General features: G+C 59.1%; 15 protein-coding genes. 5 read left to right on the top strand and 10 right to left on the bottom strand.

Annotated features, from left to right (window positions below; genetic code table 11):
* The first annotated feature begins 48 nt into the window (after positions 1–48).
* Entirely contained in the window at positions 49–1,299 is a 1,251-nt protein-coding gene (locus GYM47_RS05445) for a pyridoxal phosphate-dependent aminotransferase (protein ID WP_153842339.1), read from the top strand.
* Between the two features lie 98 nt (positions 1,300–1,397).
* Positions 1,398–2,303 (top strand): protease HtpX, encoded by a 906-nt coding sequence (gene htpX, locus GYM47_RS05440; protein ID WP_139525489.1) that lies wholly within the window; start codon positions 1,398–1,400, stop codon positions 2,301–2,303.
* A 55-nt stretch (positions 2,304–2,358) separates the two neighbouring features.
* Here the strand turns inward: htpX and pdxB are convergent, their stop codons facing one another.
* Entirely contained in the window at positions 2,359–3,498 is a 1,140-nt protein-coding gene (gene pdxB, locus GYM47_RS05435; RefSeq protein ID WP_153842338.1) for a 4-phosphoerythronate dehydrogenase PdxB, read from the bottom strand.
* Positions 3,499–3,582: 84 nt separating this feature from the next.
* Between pdxB and GYM47_RS05430 the strand changes: the two genes are divergently transcribed.
* The gene (locus GYM47_RS05430; protein ID WP_139525487.1) at positions 3,583–3,864 is read left to right on the top strand and encodes a hypothetical protein; all 282 of its coding nucleotides are present in this window, start codon (positions 3,583–3,585) and stop codon (positions 3,862–3,864) included.
* 35 nt (positions 3,865–3,899) lie between these two features.
* Here the strand turns inward: GYM47_RS05430 and GYM47_RS05425 are convergent, their stop codons facing one another.
* Both GYM47_RS05425 and rlmKL read right to left on the bottom strand, forming a co-directional pair.
* Positions 3,900–4,235 carry a glutaredoxin family protein gene (locus GYM47_RS05425; protein WP_139525486.1) on the bottom strand — a complete coding sequence of 112 codons (336 nt, stop codon included), beginning with the start codon at positions 4,233–4,235 and terminating at the stop codon, positions 3,900–3,902.
* Positions 4,228–6,465: a bifunctional 23S rRNA (guanine(2069)-N(7))-methyltransferase RlmK/23S rRNA (guanine(2445)-N(2))-methyltransferase RlmL gene (rlmKL, locus tag GYM47_RS05420; protein WP_153842337.1), complete on the bottom strand. Its 2,238-nt coding sequence runs from the start codon at positions 6,463–6,465 to the stop codon at positions 4,228–4,230. The genes GYM47_RS05425 and rlmKL overlap by 8 nt, the downstream gene beginning before the upstream one ends.
* Positions 6,466–6,853: 388 nt before the next feature.
* Between rlmKL and rmf the strand changes: the two genes are divergently transcribed.
* Positions 6,854–7,063 carry a ribosome modulation factor gene (rmf, locus tag GYM47_RS05415; protein WP_139525484.1) on the top strand — a complete coding sequence of 70 codons (210 nt, stop codon included), beginning with the start codon at positions 6,854–6,856 and terminating at the stop codon, positions 7,061–7,063.
* A gap of 78 nt (positions 7,064–7,141) precedes the next feature.
* Here the strand turns inward: rmf and GYM47_RS05410 are convergent, their stop codons facing one another.
* The 5 genes from GYM47_RS05410 to GYM47_RS05390 all read right to left on the bottom strand — a co-directional run bounded on the left by GYM47_RS05410 (position 7,142) and on the right by GYM47_RS05390 (position 15,997).
* Positions 7,142–8,158 carry a quinone-dependent dihydroorotate dehydrogenase gene (locus GYM47_RS05410; protein WP_153842336.1) on the bottom strand — a complete coding sequence of 339 codons (1,017 nt, stop codon included), beginning with the start codon at positions 8,156–8,158 and terminating at the stop codon, positions 7,142–7,144.
* A 155-nt stretch (positions 8,159–8,313) separates the two neighbouring features.
* On the bottom strand, positions 8,314–13,137 hold the full coding sequence (locus GYM47_RS05405; RefSeq protein WP_153842335.1) for an NAD-glutamate dehydrogenase: 4,824 nt from the start codon (positions 13,135–13,137) through the stop codon (positions 8,314–8,316).
* 193 nt (positions 13,138–13,330) lie between these two features.
* The gene (gene trmA / locus GYM47_RS05400; protein WP_153842334.1) at positions 13,331–14,440 is read right to left on the bottom strand and encodes a tRNA (uridine(54)-C5)-methyltransferase TrmA; all 1,110 of its coding nucleotides are present in this window, start codon (positions 14,438–14,440) and stop codon (positions 13,331–13,333) included.
* A gap of 57 nt (positions 14,441–14,497) precedes the next feature.
* Positions 14,498–15,295: a glutamate racemase gene (gene murI / locus GYM47_RS05395; RefSeq protein WP_153842333.1), complete on the bottom strand. Its 798-nt coding sequence runs from the start codon at positions 15,293–15,295 to the stop codon at positions 14,498–14,500.
* Between the two features lie 156 nt (positions 15,296–15,451).
* Positions 15,452–15,997, bottom strand: coding sequence for a hemerythrin domain-containing protein (locus GYM47_RS05390; protein ID WP_139525479.1), 546 nt, complete (start codon positions 15,995–15,997; stop codon positions 15,452–15,454).
* A 234-nt stretch (positions 15,998–16,231) separates the two neighbouring features.
* On the opposite strand from GYM47_RS05390, the gene GYM47_RS05385 reads away from it, so the two are divergent.
* A complete protein-coding gene (locus tag GYM47_RS05385; protein ID WP_153842332.1) occupies positions 16,232–17,557 on the top strand; it encodes a replication-associated recombination protein A in 1,326 nt (441 codons plus the stop codon).
* Between the two features lie 31 nt (positions 17,558–17,588).
* Here GYM47_RS05385 and lolA read toward each other — a convergent pair whose 3' ends face one another.
* A complete protein-coding gene (lolA, locus tag GYM47_RS05380; protein ID WP_139525477.1) occupies positions 17,589–18,245 on the bottom strand; it encodes an outer membrane lipoprotein periplasmic chaperone LolA in 657 nt (218 codons plus the stop codon).
* A 140-nt stretch (positions 18,246–18,385) separates the two neighbouring features.
* Positions 18,386–21,658 (bottom strand): DNA translocase FtsK, encoded by a 3,273-nt coding sequence (locus tag GYM47_RS05375; protein WP_153842331.1) that lies wholly within the window; start codon positions 21,656–21,658, stop codon positions 18,386–18,388.
* Positions 21,659–21,680 lie beyond the last annotated feature (22 nt).

Genomic DNA, 21,680 nt, shown 5'->3' with positions numbered 1-21,680 from the left:
AACAACAGACACTTCCACGGCACTGGACACTTTTGGATAACGCACCCCATGGACACGCCCCAGCCTAGAGAATCACACACGCTAAAAAAATCACACAAACTGCACAACGTTTGCTACGACATCCGCGGCCCGGTCCTCGACCACGCCAAGCGCCTGGAAGAGGAAGGCCAGCGGATTTTGAAGCTCAACATTGGCAACCCGGCACCGTTTGGCTTCGAGGCGCCGGAAGAGATTTTGCAGGACGTGATGCGCAACCTGCCCACCGCCCAGGGCTACTGTGATTCCAAAGGCCTCTACTCCGCCCGCAAGGCGATCATGCAGGAGTGTCAGCGTAAGCAGATTCCTGGGGTGGGTATCGAAGATATCTACATTGGTAACGGCGTGTCCGAGCTAATCGTCATGGCCATGCAGGCGCTATTGAATGATGGCGACGAGGTGCTGATTCCCGCGCCCGACTACCCGCTATGGACGGCAGCCGCTCATCTCTCCGGCGGCCATGGCGTGCATTATCTGTGCGACGAGCAGGCCGACTGGGCACCGGATATCGCCGATATTCGCGCCAAAGTCACCAGCCGCACCCGTGCTATCGTGGTCATCAACCCCAATAACCCCACCGGGGCGGTCTACCCCCCGGAAGTGGTCAGGGAAGTGCTCGATATCGCCCAAGAACACAACTTGGTGGTGTTCTCCGATGAGATCTACGACAAGATCCTCTACGACGGGGTCGAGCACACCGCCACTGGCGCACTAGCCGACGATGACCAGCTCGTGATCACCATGAATGGCCTGTCGAAAAGTTACCGCTGCGCCGGCTTTCGCTCTGGCTGGATGACGATCTCTGGAACCCTAGCGAAGCAGCGGGCGAAGGACTTCATTCAGGGCCTGACCATGCTGGCCTCGATGCGGCTATGCGCCAATGTACCGGCCCAACACGCTATTCAAACGGCGCTTGGCGGGTATCAGTCGATCAACGACCTGATTCTGCCGGGCGGGCGATTGCTGGCCCAACGCGACATTACCGTCGAGAAGCTCAACGCGATTCCCGGGGTCTCCTGCGTGACGCCCAAAGGCGCGCTCTACGCTTTTCCGCGCTTGGACCCCAAGGTGTTCAATATCAAAGATGACCAGCAGCTGGTGCTGGATTTGCTTCTGCAAGAGAAAATACTGCTGGTGCAAGGTACCGCCTTCAACTGGCCAGCCCCCGACCACGTGCGTATCGTGACGCTGCCCTGGGCCGACCAGCTCGGCGACGCGCTCGACCGCTTTGCCAATTTCTTGTCCCGCTATCGCCAAACGTGATCGACACGCTACCAGCGACTTGAAACTGACATGAAATGCACGTATCTAAGCCATCATTCCATTAACGCTTGTTATGACCTTGAGGGAGATCGTCACCCATGATGCGAATCGTGCTGTTTTTAGCCACCAACTTAGCGGTGTTGCTGGTCGCCAGCCTGACGCTAAGGCTGTTTGGCGTTGAGAGCTATCTCAACAGCCAGGGCATTAACTTTACCAGCCTGCTGATCTTCTGCTTTGTGTTCGGTATGGCCGGTTCACTGGTCTCGCTGTTCATCTCTAAATGGATGGCGAAACGCTCGACCGGCACGGTGATCATCGAAAATCCGTCGAACGCCACCGAGCAGTGGCTGGTGGATACCGTGGCCGAGCTTTCCCGTGAAGCGGGTATCAAAACCCCAGAGGTGGGCATTTTCCCCGCCCAACAGTCCAACGCCTTTGCCACTGGCTGGAATAAAAACGATGCCCTAGTGGCAGTATCGGCGGGCTTGCTCAACCGTATGCGCCCAGAGGAGGTGCGCGCGGTGCTTGCCCACGAAATTGGCCACGTTGCTAACGGCGACATGGTGACACTAGCGCTGATTCAAGGCGTGGTGAATACCTTCGTCATGTTCTTCGCTCGTATCGTCGCCCACTTGGTCGATAGCTTCCTGAAAAGCCGCAGCGATGGCGAAGGTGGCCTGGGCTTTATGGGTTACTTCGCCGTGGTGATGGTGGCCGAAATCGTCTTTGGTATCGTCGCCTCCGCCATCGTGGCCTGGTTCTCCCGCTACCGTGAGTACCGTGCCGACGAAGCGGGTGCCCGCCTGGCAGGCACGGGGGCGATGGTCAACGCCCTGGCACGTTTGAAGGCCGAAACCGAAATGCCCGACCAAATGCCGGACACCCTGCGCGCCATGGCAATCACCAAAGGCCAGACCCGCTCGCTGGTCGAGCAGCTCTTCGCCAGCCACCCGCCGCTGGATGACCGTATTCGTGCCCTGAAAGAAGCGGCTTACCGTCAGTAAGCGACAAACCGCGCGATAAAAGATGCCAAGGCCCGCTAATGCGGGCCTTGTTAATTTAGGCAATCCAAAAACCCGCCGCCTGAAGCGATGGCTGCAATGACACCGCGTCGTTCTCCAAGTGAACGGTCAGCGTGCCAAATTCGCGACGTAGCGGATAGTTGGCGCGGCAGCTATCAAAGCCTTTGGCAATGCCCTGATGCACCACTTGACGCTGCAACGCATCGTGGTCGCGGCGTACGTCATACACGGCCCGCGCACATAGCCGAAGCGCCTCTTCCACCGGCAGTGCCTCCTGCAGCGTGAGCGTAGCGAGTGCTGGCGGTGGGCAGAGCGCGCTGAACGGCATGTCGCTGGGCAGGCCTAACTGCGCTGCCAACGCCTGCTGAATCATCCAGGTGCCGCGCAGCTTGCCATCCAGGCTATGCCCGGCAATATGCGGTGTCGCTAAAGCAACCAAGTCACGTAGCCCCGCATCGATACCAGGCTCGTCTTCCCAAACGTCCAGTATGGCCGTGATATCGCCCTTCCCTGCCATACGGCTGCGCAACGCTAAACCATCCAGGCAGTCACCGCGCCCAGCGTTCAACAGCAGCGTACCCGGGGCAAGCTCGTCGATACGCTGGGCACTCAGCATCTGATAAGTGGCATGAGGACCCGCCTTCACCAGCGGGGTGTGCAGGCAGATGACGTCGCACTCCTCGATGAGCGTATCGAGGGAGACGAAACCTCTCGCGCCCTCTTGTTCCGCCCTGGGGGGGTCACACACCCGTACCGCCACGCCAAGTGCCTGCAAGCGGCGCTGTAAGCGACTACCCACGTTGCCTGCGCCAACGATGCCCACGGTTCGTTTCAACAGCGGCCAGCCTTCTCGCTCGCTCACCGTCAGTAAGCTGCTCAGCACATAGTCCACCACCGCGTCCGCATTGCATCCCGGCGCGCTGGCAAAGCCAATTCCACGCTCTTTGAGATAGTCGAGATCGATATGGTCAGTACCAATGGTACAGGTACCCACAAAACGCACCGCGCTGTTGGCCAGTAGTGTGCGGTTCACCTGAGTGATCGAGCGCACGATCAGCGCATCGGCGTCCTGCACGTCTGCCGCACGGATCTCGCGGCCTGGCAGACGGTGCAGCGTCCCCATGCCTGCAAAACAGGCGTCGGCAGCGGGGATATTAGCGTCGATAACAAGTTTCATAGGCGTTTTGGTATCCGGGCTTTACAATACGCCCGCAATGGCTTGCTGTGCAGGCGTGATCAAGCAGTGGTTAAGGAGATGGGTGTGATCGTACGCTGGGAAACCGACCATGACTATGTGTTGGTGCATATTCACCAGGATATGTTCGGCGACTGGATTTTCAGCCGCGCCTGGGGGCAAATCGGCACCCAGTTTGGCGGATTGAAACACCAGTTAGCGGACACTCTGGAGCAAGCAGAAATGTGGCTGGAGGATGAAACGACGATTCAATCCTCACGCGGGTTCCGCAAAGTGCTTGAAGCCGCCGACCATACGCCAGAAGGCCAAGAAGCGATGCGTCAGCTGTCGCTTTTAGACGCGCTCTGACGCATCACCCTTTTAGACTGACTCTCCCCGCTTCATTAGCCTAAGAAGCGCCGCCCGTTGCGCTGATGGGCCCCCACGGGGGGCGCGTGTTCTGGCGGCGCGGTGAGTGCGGCCAGCGCCGTCTCATCCAGCCAGCCCCGCTCGCTCAACCAGTGGCTCAAACGCGCCACGTCGAAGCCGCGATCCAACTCGACCCCGTCGTCATCGACCAGCACCGGGATCCGCGTGCCGTAACGCTCCACTAGAGCGTCGTCGTCGCTGATCTCGATGTGGTGCAGCCTCACCTCTTGGTTGGCCAGGGTTGCCACCAGCACCTCCAATTGGGCGCATAGATGGCAGCCTAGCGTGGTGTAAATCGATAGTTCAATCATCGCCTTGCCCTTTATCGGCAAAGGGGGCGTGACGCAGCAAAAATACGTGATGCAAGTTGGTGCGCCGCTGAAAATCCGGATCGAAGGTGCGCGCAGTGATCTCCTCGACGGCGTAGCGCTCGCTCAGTGCTTCGTCGAGCTTGAAGCGGCGCTGATTGTTGGAGAACACCAGCGTACCGCCGGGGGCCAGGCGCGCCATGGCGAGCTCCACCAAGCGCGGGTGGTCGCGCTGCACATCGAGCGTGTCACGCATCTTTTTCGAATTCGAGAAGGTCGGCGGGTCCATGAAAATCAGATCGAACTGCGCGTTGGCGGTTTCCAGCCAGCGGAAGCAGTCATCCCGCACCACGCGGTGCAGCCTGGGCTCGAGCTGGTTGAGCGCAAAGTTGTCCCGGGCCCACTCCAGGTAGGTGTTGGACATGTCCACGCTAACGCTGTCGCTGGCCCCGCCTAGCGCGGCCTGCACGGTGGCCGTCGCGGTGTAACAGAACAGGTTGAGAAAGCGCTTGCCGCTGGCCATCTCGCCCAGCATTCGGCGTACCGGCCGGTGGTCCAGAAACAGACCGGTATCCAGGTAATCCCGCAGGTTGACCCATAGCCTTGCGCTGCCCTCCCGCACTTCAAAACGCTCGCCGCTGGCATCGCGCTTTTGGTACTGGGCCGCACCGGTTTGCCGCTCGCGGCGCTTGACGTAAATCTTGCTGGGATCGACCCCCAACGCCTCGGGCAGCACGTCCAGGGCATCAAACAGCCGTTTTTGTGCCTGAGAAGGGTTCACGGAACTCGGTGCCGCATACTCCTGAACGTGCACGCGGTCGCCGTAGCGATCCACTGCCAGCGCGTACTCTGGCATATCGGCATCGTAAAGGCGATAGCAGGTTTCACCACTCTGCTTCAGCCATTTTTTCAGACGTTTTTGATTTTTTGCCAGACGGTTGGCAAACATCTTTGCATTTTCCGACACCGTCGATGTTGTCGTACGGCTTGCCTGGGGCACTACGCCCGCGTCTGTCGGCTCACCGCTCTGCTTAGGCGCAGGGCGGGCGCTGGCAATCTCCATGAGCAGCAGCTTGGCATCCAGCGCGCCGTTTTTTAGCGCGTGCTGTTTATGAGCGCGCAGCCCAAGGCGGTGGCCGAGATCCGGATTACCGGTAAACAGCGCCAGCGTCCAGCCAGGAAACAGCGCCTTGGCTTTTTCACCGAGCTGAGCATAAAGCCGCACCAGTTCCGGCAGCTCGCCCAGGCGCTCGCCGTAGGGCGGGTTGGTGATCAATAGCCCCTGCTCGGCGGTCAGCGTCTCCGGCCGATGTAGTTGGGCGAGACTCTGGCCGTGGAGCGTGATCAGCGCAGGAATGCCCGCCCGCATGGCGTTAGATTTCGCGGCGGTCAGTGCTGCCGGGCTTTGATCAAAGCCTATCAGTTCGGTTTTGCAACGTTTGCGTCCAATCGAGGCGCGTGCTTCGGCTTCGCGTTTTAATTCACTCCACACAGCGTCTTGATGGCCTGCCCAGCCGTGAAAGCCAAACCGCTCGCGGTTCAAGTTAGGGGCTTGGTCAGATGCCATCAGCGCCGCTTCGATTAGCAGCGTTCCTGCCCCACATAGCGGATCGATCAATGGCTCGCCCGCTTTGGCCCGTTCCGTCCAGCCTGCGCGCACCAGCAGCGCTGCCGCCAAGTTCTCTTTGAGCGGCGCGTGCCCGACATCGCGGCGGTAGCCACGGCGGTGGAGACTATCACCGGAGAGATCGATTCCCAGGCTTAAGTTGGCCCGGTGCAGGTGGGCGTAAATGCGCAGGTCAGGCGCTTTGGTGTCCACGTTGGGCCGCTCTCGACCGCCTAACTGCAGCGCGTCCACCACACCATCTTTCACCGTCTGTGCGCCGAAGCGCGTGTGGCGAATATGGTCGCTGCGGCCATGAAAATCCACCGCCAAGGTCTTGCCGGGGGCAAGATGCTGGCTCCAGGCGATGCGTGCGACCACATTGCGTACCTGCTCGGCGGTCTCGACCAGAGACTCCCGCGCCAGTAGCAAAATCACACGGTTCGCTAGGCGAGACCATAAACAGACTCGGTAGGCCGTGGCTTGGTCGGCAGAAAAATAGACCCCCGCCACGGTGGTTTTACCCGGTTCGGCGCCCAGGGCCGTCAGTTCATCCGCCAGCAGGCCTTCGATGCCTTTGGGGCAGGTCGCTAGTAGGTTGAGAGGGGCAGTTTGGCTCAGCTCGGTCATGATGATCGCCGCGCGTCACCGCGCGATATTCCTGTATATGGCAAATGAATGTATGTCTTATGACAATTTGATGGTCGACAAGTGACCCCATCATGGTCTAACAATAAGAGGGTAGCTACTAAAAACGCATGCGTTGCTTGTCAGGGTCTTTATCGTGTCTGTTTCTAAACGCCGGTAACGATCCTTGGCTTGTCTGAGCTTGCCGCTTCTTCCGTTCAGCACGTGAGTGCTAGGCATTAGCGCTGAGGCAGCAGCTCACTCTTGAACTTGAAGTCACTTCTCGAAGTGGTGTTGGCAATCTGGGTAAAGCACGCCTATGGGCCTGTTATTACTACGTTGCCTTGTGACCTGCTTCTTATCAAAGGCTTTCATGCAAAGAGGTTAGCCAATGAAACGACAAAAACGTGATCGCTTCCAGCGGGCTTATGTTCACGGCTACAAAGCGGGCATCATGGGTCGCTCCCGTGATGATTGCCCCAGTCAAGATGTCAATTTACGCGAATATTGGATGAGCGGTTGGCGTGAAGGTCGTGGTGACCAATGGGACGGAATGATCGGCGTCTCCGGTATTCATAAAAACCCCATGGTCATGACCTAATTTATTTACCTTTTACTCAAACATTAGGAGACGGAGCCCGCTGCAAAGCGGGCTTTTTATCGTCTATCTGCGGCTTTTTCAACCGATTTGCTTGAGCGCCTCGGCACACTGCTTCACTAGCCCAGGCCCTTGGTAGATCAATCCCGAATAGAGCTGCACAAGATCCGCACCGGCCGCCATTTTCGCCCGGGCCGCTTCACCACTATCGATGCCACCCACGCCAATGATCGGCAGCGTCGGCAGGTGCTTGCGCAGTAGACGAATGACCGTATTGGACGCCTCGAACACCGGCTTACCGGAGAGCCCGCCGACTTCTTGTGCTTGCGGGTCGTTCTGCACGGCCTCCCGGGAGACGGTGGTATTGGTCGCAATCACGCCGTCCAGCTCGTTGCGTGCGATACTGCCAGCCACCAGCGCGACCTCCTCTTCGCTCATGTCTGGTGCGATTTTCACCAGCAGAGGCACCCTGCGACCTGCCTGAGCATCCAACTCGCGGCTTTTGGCGCGAATCGGCCCCAACAGGGCATCTAGCTGTTCGCCAAACTGCAGCGTGCGTAGCCCCGGTGTATTGGGCGACGAGATATTCACCGCTATGTAGTCCGCCGCGCCATGTACCGCATCGAGGCATAATAGGTAGTCATCCAGGGCGTTCTCAACCGACGTGGTCAAATTCTTACCGATATTGATGCCGACGATGCCGTTGTAGTGACGTTTTTTGACCTGCGCGACGAGATGCGCCACCCCTTTGTTGTTGAACCCGAAGCGGTTGATGATCGCCTCGTGGTCGGCCAATCGAAAGAGACGCGGTTTTGGATTTCCCGGCTGCGCCTTGGGTGTTACGGTGCCGACCTCCACAAAGCCAAATCCTAGCTCGCCCAGCGCATCCAAGTGGTCGGCGTTTTTATCCAGCCCGGCCGCCAGCCCAATACGGTTAGGGAAACGCAGCCCCATGAGTGCGACCGGGTCGCTCACCGGCTTGCCATACAGTCGCTGAATACCGCCCACTTTGTGCAACGCGTCGAGCGCGTTCAGCGCCATGCCATGGGTGGTTTCGGGATCCAAGCGAAACAGCAGCGAGCGTGCAATGGGGTACATCGGTAAGACTCTCCTAATCGGTGGGCGACGTGCGGGGCGGGCGCAGTATAGCGCACATCGCCCAGGCTTCGCAGGATGAAAAAAGCCGCGTCCTGATCCCCCAGGGCGCGGCTTCCTACCGAGCGTGCAGCGTGCCGTTGAGCACGCGCTTCGGTTTACGCTTCGCTGTCGCTTTCGGCCAGGTCGACCAGTTCACGCACGGCCACGGCAAACAGTGCAAACCCTCCTTCACTGCCACCGCGCACTTCGTCGATCAGGCGGCACCAGCGGCGGTGTAGCTCGGCATGCTGCTCTAGCCACTGGGCTACCCGCTCTTGGGTGTCACGGCTGCCGGCTTCTAGCTTCAGAACACTGGTAGTGAGCGCCAGCTGCTGACGGTCGATGTCGTCGCGGAAGGTTTCTCTCGCCTGGGCCTGCCAGGCATCGCGGACCTCCAGGTGGGTAACCTGCTGGATCATCCATGGTAGCTCTAAGCGGCTGCCGATTTCATAGAACACCTCGGCCACCCGTTGCGGCTTCTCGTTGGTGATCCGCGCGGCTTGAATGATGCCCAGGCCAGCGTAGAGACTCGGCGCGGCAGCCACGGTGGCGGCCAGTGCTTCCGGCACGCCAGCTTCCAGCAATTCATCACAGCGCTGGCGCCATACGGCCTGCTCTTCACCGCTGAGCAGCTCGCCAATGCCCTCCTGCAACTGCGCCAAGCGTGGGCCGAAGTACTCGATGGTGTCCTGGGTCGAGAGCCCCAGGTGCTGACGAAGGAACCAGCGCGTAGCGCGGCGGATCATGCGCATCAAATCCAGCATCATGGAGTACTGCACACGGCTGGGCACTTGGTTATCCAGCGCTTCGATCTGCGCCCACAGCGACGGCAGATTGAAGGCATCGCGGGCCACCACGTAGGCGCGGGCAATGTCCGCACGGCCAGCGCCGGTCGAATCCATCAGGCGACGCACGAAGACGATGCCCATGTGATCGACGAGATCGTTGGCCACCTGGGTGGCGACGATTTCACGCTTTAGACGGTGGTCGTACATCTCGTTCTGGTAGCGTTCGGTGAGCACGGCCGGGAACAGACGCTCCAGATGACGGTGGATATACAGATCGTCGGGCACGTCGGAGTTGATCAAGTCGCCCTTCAGGGTGCTCTTGGCGTAGGAGATCAGCACCGACAGTTCCGGTAAGCGCATGCCCTGATTGTTGCTGGCGCGCTCTTTGAGCACGTCATCGGCGGGCAGGAACTCCAGCTCGCGGTCGATTTGACCGGCGGACTCCAGCTCGCTGATGAAGCGACGGTACGGCCCCATGCCCTGGTGAGACAAGATCTCCGACAGGTCCAGTGCCTGGGTCTGGCGGTAGTTATCCAGAATCACCAGGTCGGCGACCTCTTCGGTCATGTCGGCCAGCAGCTGGTTACGCTGCTTGTCGGTCATATCGCCACGCTTGACCACTTCATCGATCAAGATTTTGATGTTGACCTCGTGATCCGAGCAGTTCACGCCGCCCGCGTTGTCGATAAAGTCGGTGTAGACGCGTACCCCGTTGGCGGCGGCTTCCATCCGGCCACGCTGGGTCAGGCCCAGGTTACCGCCCTCGCCGACCACGCGGCAGTTCAATTCTTTACCGTTGATACGCAGCGCATCGTTGGCTTTGTCGCCCACATCCGCATCGGTCTCTTCAGAACTCTTCACGTAAGTACCGATGCCGCCGTTCCAAATCAGATCGACCTTTGCTTTGAGCATGGCGCGAATCAGGTCGTTGGGCGACAGGCGAGCCTCTTCAATCCCAAACGCTTGCTGCATTTCCGGCGTGATGGTGATCGACTTGGCGCTGCGGCTGAACACCCCACCCCCTTGGGAGATCAGTTCGCTGCTGTAATCTTCCCAGCTGGAGCGCGGCAGATCGAACAGGCGTTTGCGCTCGGCAAAGGCCGCTGCGGAATCCGGGTTCGGGTCGACGAAGATGTGCAGGTGGTTGAAGGCGCCCACCAATTGGATCTTATCGGAAAGGAGCATACCGTTACCGAACACGTCCCCCGCCATGTCTCCGATACCCACCACGGTAAACAGGTCTTCCTGGGTATTGACGCCCAGGTTCTTGAAATGACGCTTCACGGATTCCCACGCGCCGCGAGCGGTGATTGCCATCTTCTTGTGGTCGTAGCCGTTGGCACCACCGGAAGCAAAGGCGTCACCCAACCAGTGGCCATACTCGATGGAAATCGCGTTGGCGATATCCGAGAAAGTAGCGGTGCCTTTATCGGCGGCTACCACCAAGTAGGTGTCGTCTTCATCGTGACGCACGACGCTTTGCGGCGGCACTACCTCGCCACCCACCAAGTTGTCGGTGACGTCCAATAGCGCACGAATGAAGATTTGGTAGCAGACGATCCCTTCCTTCTGTTGGGTTTCGCGGTCGGCGTTTTCCGGCATGCGCTTACATACGAAGCCGCCCTTCGCGCCGACAGGCACGATGACCGCGTTTTTCACCTGCTGCGCTTTGACGAGGCCCAGCACTTCGGTACGGAAATCCTCGAGACGATCCGACCAGCGCAGGCCACCACGGGCCACTTTACCACCGCGCAAGTGAACGCCTTCGACACGCGGCGAGCAGACAAAGATCTCGAACGCCGGGCGCGGCTTGGGCATTCCGGTGACTTTCGACGGCTCCAACTTGTAGGCGATGTAATCCTTGAAGCGGCCACCGTCGGTGGTCTGGTAGTAGTTGGTGCGCAGCGTGGCCTGAATCAGCTCCATGAAGCGGCGCAGCAGTTGGTCATCGTTGAGGCTGGCAACGCCTTCTAAGTGCTCGTTGAGTCGCGTAAGGCAGTCATCGACGTTGCTGGGCTGCTGGGCCGGGTCGAAACGCAGGCGGAACAACTCCACCAGGGTTTGGGTAATGGCCGGGTAGTTCGCCAGCGTTGCGGCAATGTAATCCTGAGACATACCGAAGCGAATCTGCTTCAAATAGCGTGCATAGCCGCGCAGCATAGCCACTTCGCGCCAGTCGAGCCCTGCGCCGATGATCAGGCGGTTGAAGGCGTCATTATCGGCCTCGCCTGCCCAAATACGCTTGAACGCTTCGCTGAAGGTGTCGCGCATTTCGCTCAGGTTGACGCCTTCACGGCTGTGTTCCAGTTCGAAATCGTGAATCCAGTAGCGCTGCTGTGGTGCGTTGATGTCGTAGGGGCGCTCGCCAATCACGCGCAGCCCCAGATTTTCCATCATCGGCAGCACGTCGGAGAGTGGAATTTGCGATTCGCGGTGGAACAGCTTCAGGTTCATGCCGCCCGCCTGCTCTTCCAAGGGGCGATAAAGCGACAGAGAGAGATCGTCGCCGTTATCCAGATTCAGCAGATGCTGGACATCGAACACGGCCGTGCGAGCGTTGAAATCTTCCCGGTAGCTGGCGGAGAACGCGTCGTGGAACTGATCGATCAGATGATTGGCACGCTCTTCCCCGAAGCCTTCGATCATCGCCGCCTGCAGATCGTCGCGCCAGCTGCGGGCTAGGCGAGCGACTTTACTCTCCAGACGTTTGAGATCGTATTGGCTCGGGGCGTCGCCGTTGAAGCGCAGGATCAATTGGATACGCGCCAGCACCGACTCGGATAAGTAGGTGTTGAAGTCGCCGAAGTGCGCGTCCAACTCGTCGCAGAGCATGCCCTGAATGCGCTGGCGTAGATCGGTCGAGAACACATCACGCGGCACGAACACCAGGCAGGAATAGAACTTACCGCTGACATCGGCGCGGATGAATAGCCGCACCTGACGGCGCTCACGGATGTTGAGAATACCCAGTGCGGTGCTAGCCAGGGATTCGGTACTGATCTGGAATAGGTCATCGCGTGGGTAGACTTCCAGCACCTGCAACAGCTGCTTGCCGTTGTGGCCCTGGGGGTTGAAGCCAGCGATATCCATCACGGCCTTGAGTTTGCGGCGTAGCAGCGGAATATTGCGCGGCGACTCGTTGTACACCGTGGCGGTGAACAAGCCAAAGAAGCGACGCTCACCGATCACGTTGCCGTCATCGTCGTAGCGGTCGACGGTGATGTAATCTGGATACGTGGGTCGGTGCACGCGGGAGTGGTGGGCGCTTTTAGCGAACGAGAGCAGCTGCGGCACCAGCACGTAGTCATTGTGTTCGTCGACACCCTCTTCGGTGCGGATTCGCTCGCGGTAGCGCGGCTGATCCAGCCGGAATACGCCCAGCACGCTGTTGGGATCACGCTGCAGCTCGTTGCCTTCTAACAGGTACTCATCGTAGCCCAGGAAGGTGAAGTTATCTTTCAGCAACCACTCCAGGAAAGCGATGGCCTCTTCATGGTCGTCCGGGTCGATTTGTGGCGGGCAATTTTTTTCCAACTCCTGTATCGCCGAGGTGATCTGGCCGCACATGGCATCGAAATCGCCCACGGCGGTACGCACGTCCCGCAGCACTTCGTGCAGATTACGCTCGATTTTTGCCAGGGATTCGGCATCGGTGTGACGATCGACTTCGATGACGATCAGCGATTCACGGGCGTCCGGTGCGTTCTCGTCTTTGGGAGAGGTCAGCGCCTTCAGCTGATGCTGGCTATCACGGGCCACGGCGAACACGGCGTTTTGAATGGCGTGTACCGTTAGGCCGCGACGGTTGAGTTCGATGCGCACGGAGTCGACCAAAAACGGCATGTCTTCATGCAGCACCGCCACGAAGGTGTGGGTAGACTGCCAGCCGTGCTCTTCGAAATCCGGGTTAAAAATGCGTACTTTAGGGCTTTTCGGATCATGGTGCTGGAGGAACTGCCAGATGGACAGCGTCGCACCGTACAGGTCGTCCAAGCGACGGTCGACCAAGTCTTCCACCGGCACCGTGGCATAAAAGTGGCGCGCAAAGGCTTCGATATCGGCCGCCCGCGCTGGCTCCAGTCGCGCTTCCAAACGCTCTTGTAGCTGCTTTAAAAGATCTCGCCGACTCTCTTCGATCGCAACGTAATGCATCCATCACCTCGACTGCCTGGGGCCACTACTTAGGCCAAAAAAACGAAGGACAATAGGCCTTTAGGCCACACTACCCATTAGCTTACGCTACCCATCATCGCCACCCTAACCATCTGACAGGTTATTCATGGTGTATGCCGCTTGTGCATCATAAGCACTATTGACAAGTTCCACGCGTCTCGTGTGAGTGCGCTCAAGGCTGACGACGGGTCAGCAGCACGCCACATTCACAGTGGTGGGTAAACGGAAACTGGTCAAATAGGGCGAATCGCTCGATGTCATGGGTCTTGGTCAGCAGCGCTAAATTTTCGGCCAGTGTGACCGGGTTGCATGAAATATAGACGATTTGAGCGTATTCGCTGACTTGATGGCAGCTCTGCTCATCAAGTCCCGCCCGAGGTGGGTCGACCAGCACGGTCGTGAAGTTGTACTCGTCGAGGGCCATGTCGGCCACGCGGCGGCCCGCCTTCTCGCCCTTTAGGGCCAACGAAAACTCTTCCGCCGACATACGCGCTACGTGAGCATTGGTCACACCGTTGGCATCGAGATTGACGTTGGCGCTGGCTACCGAGGTGCGCGAAATTTCAGTGGCCAGTACGCGGCGGAAATTGTCGGCCAGGGCAATCGTAAAGTTACCGTTGCCGCAGTAGAGCTCCACCAAATCCTCGTCCTGACGACCTTGTGTGACCTCTTTGGCCCAGCTCAGCATGGTTTGACAGATATACGCGTTGGGCTGGGTAAAACTGTTTTCCACCTGCTGATAATGCAGCGTGCGGCCATCTACCGTGAGCTTCTCCCATACATGGTCCTGGGTGAGCACTAAGCGCTGCTTGCGAGAACGACCAATAATCATGATACCCAGCGCGCGCTCTAGCGCACGGGCCTCCGCTTCCCAGGCATCACCCAGCGGGCGGTGATAGATCAGCGTTACCAGCGCTTGACCAGAGAGTGTGGTCAGAAACTCCACCTGAAACAGTCGACGGCGCAGCTCATCGCTAGCTAAAAACGCCTCTCGCAGTTGGGGCATCAACGCGTTGATCTGGGCACTGGCCACAGGAAACTGGTCGAGGCGTACCACCCGTTTGTTTTTAGGATTCTCTGGGTCGACCTCGAACATGGCATAGAACAGATCGTCCGCTTCATGCCAGATACGAAACTCGCAGCGTTGACGATAGTGACTCGGCGGCGAGGGATACACCTCCAGTTCAGGCGTATCGAACGCGGCGAAGGTGGTGGCCACGTAGGCTTGCTTATCGGCCAGCTGCTCATCGTAACGTGCTGGGTCTACAGTCGGGATCGCCAAGGTGGCTCCTCTCTACTCATGGTGAACGTCTTGGAAGATGCGCTGCTCGTTGGCAGCCTAGCGGGCGTTGGGCAATTCGAGCGGTTGCGCTGGCTGAAAACCGTAACGGGCAAAGCCGTCGGTCAATGCGATCGCAGGGGCAGTCGTAAAGCAGCGGTCATCGACGGTGTGGCTAATGAGCGCGGTGGCAACCTGGCCGACCCGTCGCGCAATGGCATCGCCAGAATCGACCCAAGTGATAGGCACCGGTGCCAGCGATGCTAGCTGTGGCTGCAAAAGCGGAAAATGGGTGCAGCCTAACACCACGGTATCTAACGCCGGTTGGGTCTGGGTGGCTTGCCATAGCGGTGCCAGCACCTGACGCATGCGTTCAACGTCAAAGGGCGCTCCCCCCAGCCAGGCCTCGGCCGCGGTCACCAAATCACCCGCAGCGACCCGGGTAACCACACAGTCGCTGGCAAAGCTGTCGATCAATCCTTGCGTGTAGGGACGATTCACCGTGGCCGCCGTCGCCAACAAACCAATATGACGCGTGGCACTCAGCTTGGCCGCCGACTTGATCGCTGGCACGGTGCCCACGACCGGTATCGAAAGCGCTTGACGCAGCTTCTCAAGTGCCAGGGTGCTCGCGGTGTTACACGCCACGACCAGCACGCTAGCCTGACAGGCGCGCACCGCCGCTTGGCACACCGTCACGATACGCGCAGCAAGCGTTGCGTCGTCGCGCAGTCCGTAGGGTAACCAAGCGTTATCGCAAGCGTAACAGAGAGCCGCCGAAGGGTAGTGTTGACGCAGCGCATGGGCGACGGAAAGCCCGCCCACGCCAGAATCGAAAATCAGTATTGGCCCTGCCATTACCCCTCACCTGCCCATCCGCTCTATTGAAGTACCGCGTTGATCAACGCCGGTGACGTTTGTTATCACGCGTTAGCGTGACGTTTCAGCCGCCCATAAAAACGGGGCGCTAGTTTAACACGCCCCGTTCGGCACTGAAGGTGTCACATGCTGAGATTACAGAGCAGGTACGTCGGCGCCGCGCAGCTCGGCGTATAACTCTGGATAGGCAAGCTGAAGTCGCTCTAGCTCTTTTTCCGCCTCTTCGGGCAGGGCTTGGCGCAGCTCCTCCAGATCATCTGGGGTGAAATGTTTGTCAATCAACGGGAAAAGCCCCTCACGTTCATGACGCAGATAGCCGCGATGCGCCTCCAAGTACGCTTTGAGGTCGTCGGCGAAGCGATCCATTGGCAGGATGTTGTCCATGAGGATCATGTCAATATCATGGGAAAGGCGCATCAAGCGAGGCTTGAGCTCACGATAATCGCTGGCCATTTGCTCCATGAGTGGCAAGTGTTCAGGGGCCTGCACCTGCAACCGCTCGACACAAATACGCTCTAACGGCGTTGCGAACCCCTCCATGTAAGACAGGATATAGTCCACCACTTCGCGCATCAGCTGAAAGTCAGGCCGTTCTCCGCTAGCCAAGGTTTTTTGCTTGAGCTGCAGCACATGGAGCATTCGCGCCATGTTGGCATGATCTAGACGCAGTTGGTTTAACATCGTGCCGTCTCCTTAGTGAGTGTCATGCTGGCTGCTTTCTACTGCAGTCAGCACGCGATCATGAGCTGGGTTCTACTACACTAGCGTTAATCCTTGTCCTGCGCCTCCGCGATATTCAATAACATGGGCGCTTCTTTACGGTCATGCCAAAAGGTAGTCTGACGTAACCTCTTTTACCACAGACACTTGTTAAGCGTTGGTTGTTCAACGTCTCGATTTACAACGGAAGTTTATATGGATCTTTTTGACGCAACCCCGGGTGACGACGCGCCGCTGGCCTATCGTATGCGCCCGTTGACCCTGGACGACTATATCGGTCAACAAGCACTCGTCGGGCCTGACAAACCTCTACGTCGCATGGCCGAATCAGGCGTGGTGCGCTCGATGATTTTATGGGGACCACCCGGCGTTGGTAAGACCACGCTTGCTGAGCTCCTAGCACGTGCATCCAACGCGCAGCTCGAGCACCTGAGTGCAGTGATGGCTGGCGTCAAAGAGATACGAACGGTCGTAGAGCGCGCTCGCCAGCGCACCGCGCCAACGCTTCTCTTTCTAGATGAGATCCACCGCCTGAACAAGAGCCAGCAGGATGCGCTGCTGCCCCACGTGGAGTCTGGTCTTTTGACGCTGATCGGCGCTACCACCGAAAACCCCTCTTTCGAAGTCAACTCGGCCCTGCTCTCCCGAGCACGCGTGTATGTCCTGAAGTCATTGACCCAGCAAGAGCTGGTCGAGGTCATGGAGCAAGCGCTTGCCGATACCGAGCGGGGACTTGGCAAGCGTGCCATCGAGGTAGAGACCGGTGTATTGGACGCGTTGGCTCACGCCAGTGCCGGCGATGCTCGGCGAGCCTTGGGGCTACTGGAAACCGCCTGCGATTTCACAGAACAACAGAGTGGTCGTGAGGTGTTACGTCAGGCAGTACTGGCGGACGTGGTGGGTCATCACACCAGCGCGTTCGATAAACAGGGCGATGCGTATTACGACCTGCTTTCGGCGATTCACAAATCGATTCGCTCCTCTCGTCCCGATGCCGCGCTCCTCTACATGGCGCGCTTCATCCAAGGCGGCGGCGACCCGCTGGATATAGTAAGACGTTTGACCGCCATCGCTTCGGAGGACGTCGGCAATGCCGACCCTCGCGCGCTACCGCTAGTGATTGCTGCCTGGGATGCCTATTTGCGATTGGGCGATTACGAGGGCCAGCGCGCGATTGCTCATGCCGCGATCCATTTGGCTGTCGCTCCAAAAAGTAACCGTATAGACCGCGCCTGGAAGAGCGCCCAGCAGTTCGTTCAGCAGCAGCCTCAGGTGGAAGTGCCCACTTACCTACGTAACGCACCAACCAAGCTCATGGAGCAGCTCGGCCATGGTGAAGGCTATCGCTACGCTCACAACGAGCCAAACGGATATCCAGCAGGCAGCGACCACGACTGCTGGCCAGAAGACGTGCCCAAAACACGCTTCTATGAGCCGAGCCCGTTTGGCCAGGAGAAACGGTTCGGGGAAATCATGGCGTGGCGGGAAGAGCGCGACCAAGAAGCAGATCGGGCGCCTTAGAGCGCCCGATCGTAATCTACTGATTCACCCTCTACATCTCTTCGCGAATCACGTCCGTACCTTCGGGGATCTGGAAATCGAACAGATCGCGGTCGATAGTGCCATTGCGAGTGATGCCGCTAAAGGTGATGGCAGTGCGCTGACCGGTACTGTCCATCATCCAGAGCTCGGTGAGAGTATCGCCGTCGAAGACCATGCTGAGCTCCTCGAACAGCGTATCGGCCAGCGTCGGCATCAAGGTAAAGACATCGTCGCCATCCTGCTGCTCGTAGAACACATCGTAACTTGCCGTCAATTCATCGGCGCTGCCTGATAACAACAGCGCGGGCGTATGGGTCACACGGTCATCCATCGCCTGTACCGTGACCTGCTCCAGGTCAGGGTCGTAGAGATACACCTCCTCACCATCGGAGACCACGGTTTGCGAATAAGGCGCCTCGACTTCCCAGCGCAGCATGCCGGGCCGCGACAGCCACATTTCCCCACGTGCGCTCTGCAAACGATCACCGCTGCCATCGAGAATCTGCTGCTCGAAGGTGGCGTGGTAGTTTTCCAACGGATCCAAGCGCTCGGTGAGCCGCTCTGCCGCCTCATTGGCCCAGGCAGTCATAGGGGCAGCAAAAGTCAATCCCAGCGCACTGGCGGCCAGTGCCAATGCCGGTGAACGGCGGTTAGAGGGTTCGCGCATGTTCTTTCTCCCTAGGCATTCATTGCCGAATAGCGGACGAGGCAAAGAGCGTAAAAAGCTCCCTATGCCCCTCAGACGCGAAACGCGCCGCAGGGTTTCACCGGCGGCGCGACTTTCACGCTTATTGCATGGTTGACGTGTTAATGGCCCACCGGCGGCGGCGCCAGCACCTCGCGGGCACCGTTGGTACCCATGGAGGAGACCACCCCGGCCCCTTCCATGGCCTCGACCAGACGTGCGGCCCGGTTATAACCGATCTTGAAGCGCCGCTGTACGGCAGAAATCGACGCTTTTCGCGTTTCAGTAACGAACTGCACCGCTTCGTCATAGAGCGCGTCCTGTTCGGCATCATCGCCATCGACGCCTTCCGCTTCTAGCCCGGTTAGCGCATCGGCAGATACGCCGCCGGAAAGAATCTCTTCGATGTACTCCGGCTCGCCTCGACGCTTCCAGTCATCGACCACCCGGTGGACTTCATCGTCGTCCACGAAGGCACCATGGACACGATTCGGTGGACCGGAGCCCGCGGGCAAGTAGAGCATATCGCCATGACCCAACAGGCTTTCGGCACCGCCCTGGTCGAGAATGGTGCGCGAATCGATCCGCGAGGAGACCTGGAACGCCATCCGTGACGGAATGTTCGCCTTGATCAGGCCGGTCACCACATCCACCGACGGGCGCTGAGTAGCCAGAATCAGATGGATACCGGCAGCCCGCGCTTTCTGCGCCAGCCGCGCGATCAGCTCTTCGACCTTTTTGCCGACGATCATGAACATATCGGCAAACTCATCGATGACCACTACGATATAGGGCAGCTTTTCCAGCACTGGAGGCGTTTGATGCATTTCCCAGGGCTGGGGCTCCCATAGCGGGTCGGCCACCTGGGCACCGGCACGTTCGGCTTCATCGAGGCGCGCGTTAAACCCGGCGATGTTACGCACGCCCATGGCGGCCATCAGCTTGTAACGGCGCTCCATTTCAGCCACACACCAACGCAAGCTATTGGCCGCTTCCTTCATATCGGTGACGACAGGCGCCAGCAAATGCGGTATGCCGTCATACACCGACAGTTCCAGCATCTTGGGATCGACCATGATCAGCTTGAGTTCATCGGGTGTAGCCTTGAGCAGCATGGAGATCAGCATGGCGTTGACCCCCACCGACTTACCCGAACCGGTCGTACCGGCCACCAACAGGTGGGGCATTTTGCCCAAATTCGCCACTACCGGACCACCGCCAATATCTTGGCCAAGCGCCATCGTCAGCGGTGAATTCTCCTGCTGGTAGCGGTCCGAATCGATCACTTCACGCAAACGAATCATTGCGCGATGCGGGTTGGGAATTTCGATACCCACCGTGGGCCGACCAGGGATGACCTCGACCACACGCACGCTCTTGACCATCAGCGAACGAGCAAGGTCTTTGGCCAGGTTGCTGATTTTGGAAACCTTCACCCCGGCAGCAGGCTTGATCTCGAAACGTGTAATGACCGGCCCCGGCCACGTATCGACCACTTCAGCTTTTACACCGTATTCACGTAACCTGACTTCCAGGAGTTCCGCCATATCGGCCAGCTGCTCATCCGTGTAGTTCGGCTGATGCGGCTCCGGCGGTGTTAGCAGCTGCAGGCTGGGCACCTCGCCCTCGGGCTCTGGAAGCGTTTCAAACGTCGGACGCTGGCTCTGAAGATGCTCGACGGTCCAGAGCGTTGGCCCATTGTCTGACTCTTCTTCGACCGACTCGGTCGAGAACGTAGGTTCATGGCGCGCACTGGCTGGCGCCTGGATGGCGGGCTTGATCGGTTGCTCATCATCATCGTCACCCCACACCGGCTCGGGCACCACCTCGGGTACGCGCTCACGGCGCGACTCCGCAGACATGGGCGTAGGCCGATAAGCGGGATCGCTTTCGTCACTGCGCAGCGTCGTAGGAGCGGGGGCGGGTGCTGCCTCTGGTTCTGGTGCTGGCTCTGAACGGCGAGCCAGCTCAACGGGCGCAATGGATTCCGAGGTCTCTTCTGGCTCATTGCGTAACGCGCGTAGCGGCACGGTCGGGGCAACGTCCTCGCTCGTTTGCTCTTCGCCAGCGCTCAAAGGTGAGTACTCACTATCTTCCTGACGCACGGCAGGCTCTGGCTCATCCACGGGCTTGGTCGCAAACGCATGCGCGTTTGGCGAGGATGTCTCAAGCGCTTCGAGCGGTACCTCTGTATCGGTAATAGAGGGTGTCGGCTCAGGTTCTGGCTCCGGAGCAGGCTCTTGGACGTCCTCCGGAGCGTGCGCGGAGAGCGGCATGATCGGCTCTTCAGGCGCGTCTTTCTCTGGCGTCATCTTCGGAGAAGGCGATGTCTCCAACTCGGGGTCTTGAGATGCGGCAGCCGCGGGAGGGGCCGGTGCATGACGCTCGCTCAGCACAGCGGCCGCTTCCCAGGGAATCGACGTATCGGTGACCGACGACGCCTCATCCTCTGCGGGTGCCGAGAAGCTCGGCTCACGGCGCTCGCGACGACCGACAGGTGAGCGCTCACTGACGGTAGGACGCACGGGAGGCTCAATTGCTTCACTGGCCCGAGGCGTAGTCGTCGCCACTTCGTCATCGACGGGATCGGTACTCGTGTCACTCGGCTCAGCCCAGGAGCGCTGCTTCACTTTCTTGGACGCTGCCTTGGCCGCTGCGCGCACCGCGGCCCGTTCGGCACGCTTTTCACGCCGCTTGGCACGGCGCTCGCCAAACCAACCGCCGATACGACAAAGTTTACGACCGACTTCATCGGCCACTTGCAGCCAAGACATACCGCTAAACAGCGGGAAACCAATGAGAATGAGCGCTGCAGCGATCAACCCTACTCCGCCACTACTGACGAGCGGTTTTAAGGTGCCCACCAGCCCCTCTCCCAATATACCGCCAGAGGCATAGGGCAAAATGCTATCGGGATGGTAAAAGTGCAGTGCCCCCAACATGGTCGTGCCGAACATCAGCAGCACTAGCCCGCCCGCACGTACGGCGATGGCCACTGGGTCTAGCTCGAAGCGTACCTGGCGAGAGCGCATCAGCCACCAGGCGGCGTAACCAAACATACCCGGCCACCATAGGGCACTTGCACCCAGCAGTGAATAGAGCACATCGGCCAGCCAAGCACCCACGGGCCCCATCCAGTTGCGAACCTCGGTTTCGGGGCCTTGGTACGACCAGCCTGGGTCGGCAGGATGGTAACTAAACAGGGCCAACAGCAAGAAGACGCAGAGCGCCAGCATGACGACCACCACCCCTTCACGGGCAGAGCCTTGCAAGCGCAGACCAACGCGGCGCGCCTTATCCTTCGCGGCATTGACCCGCGCCGATGATTGAGAACTCGATGGTGACTGACGCGACTGCCGCTGCGTTCGCTTGTCTACCGCCTTATTTACTTTCAAGCGATTCTCCCTTTACACCACA

Origin of the sequence: Vreelandella piezotolerans, assembly GCF_012427705.1 — a bacterium.
Classification (GTDB): domain Bacteria; phylum Pseudomonadota; class Gammaproteobacteria; order Pseudomonadales; family Halomonadaceae; genus Vreelandella; species Vreelandella piezotolerans.
Note: the sequence above shows the minus strand (reverse complement) of the source record. Positions and strands in the feature narration are given on the sequence as shown.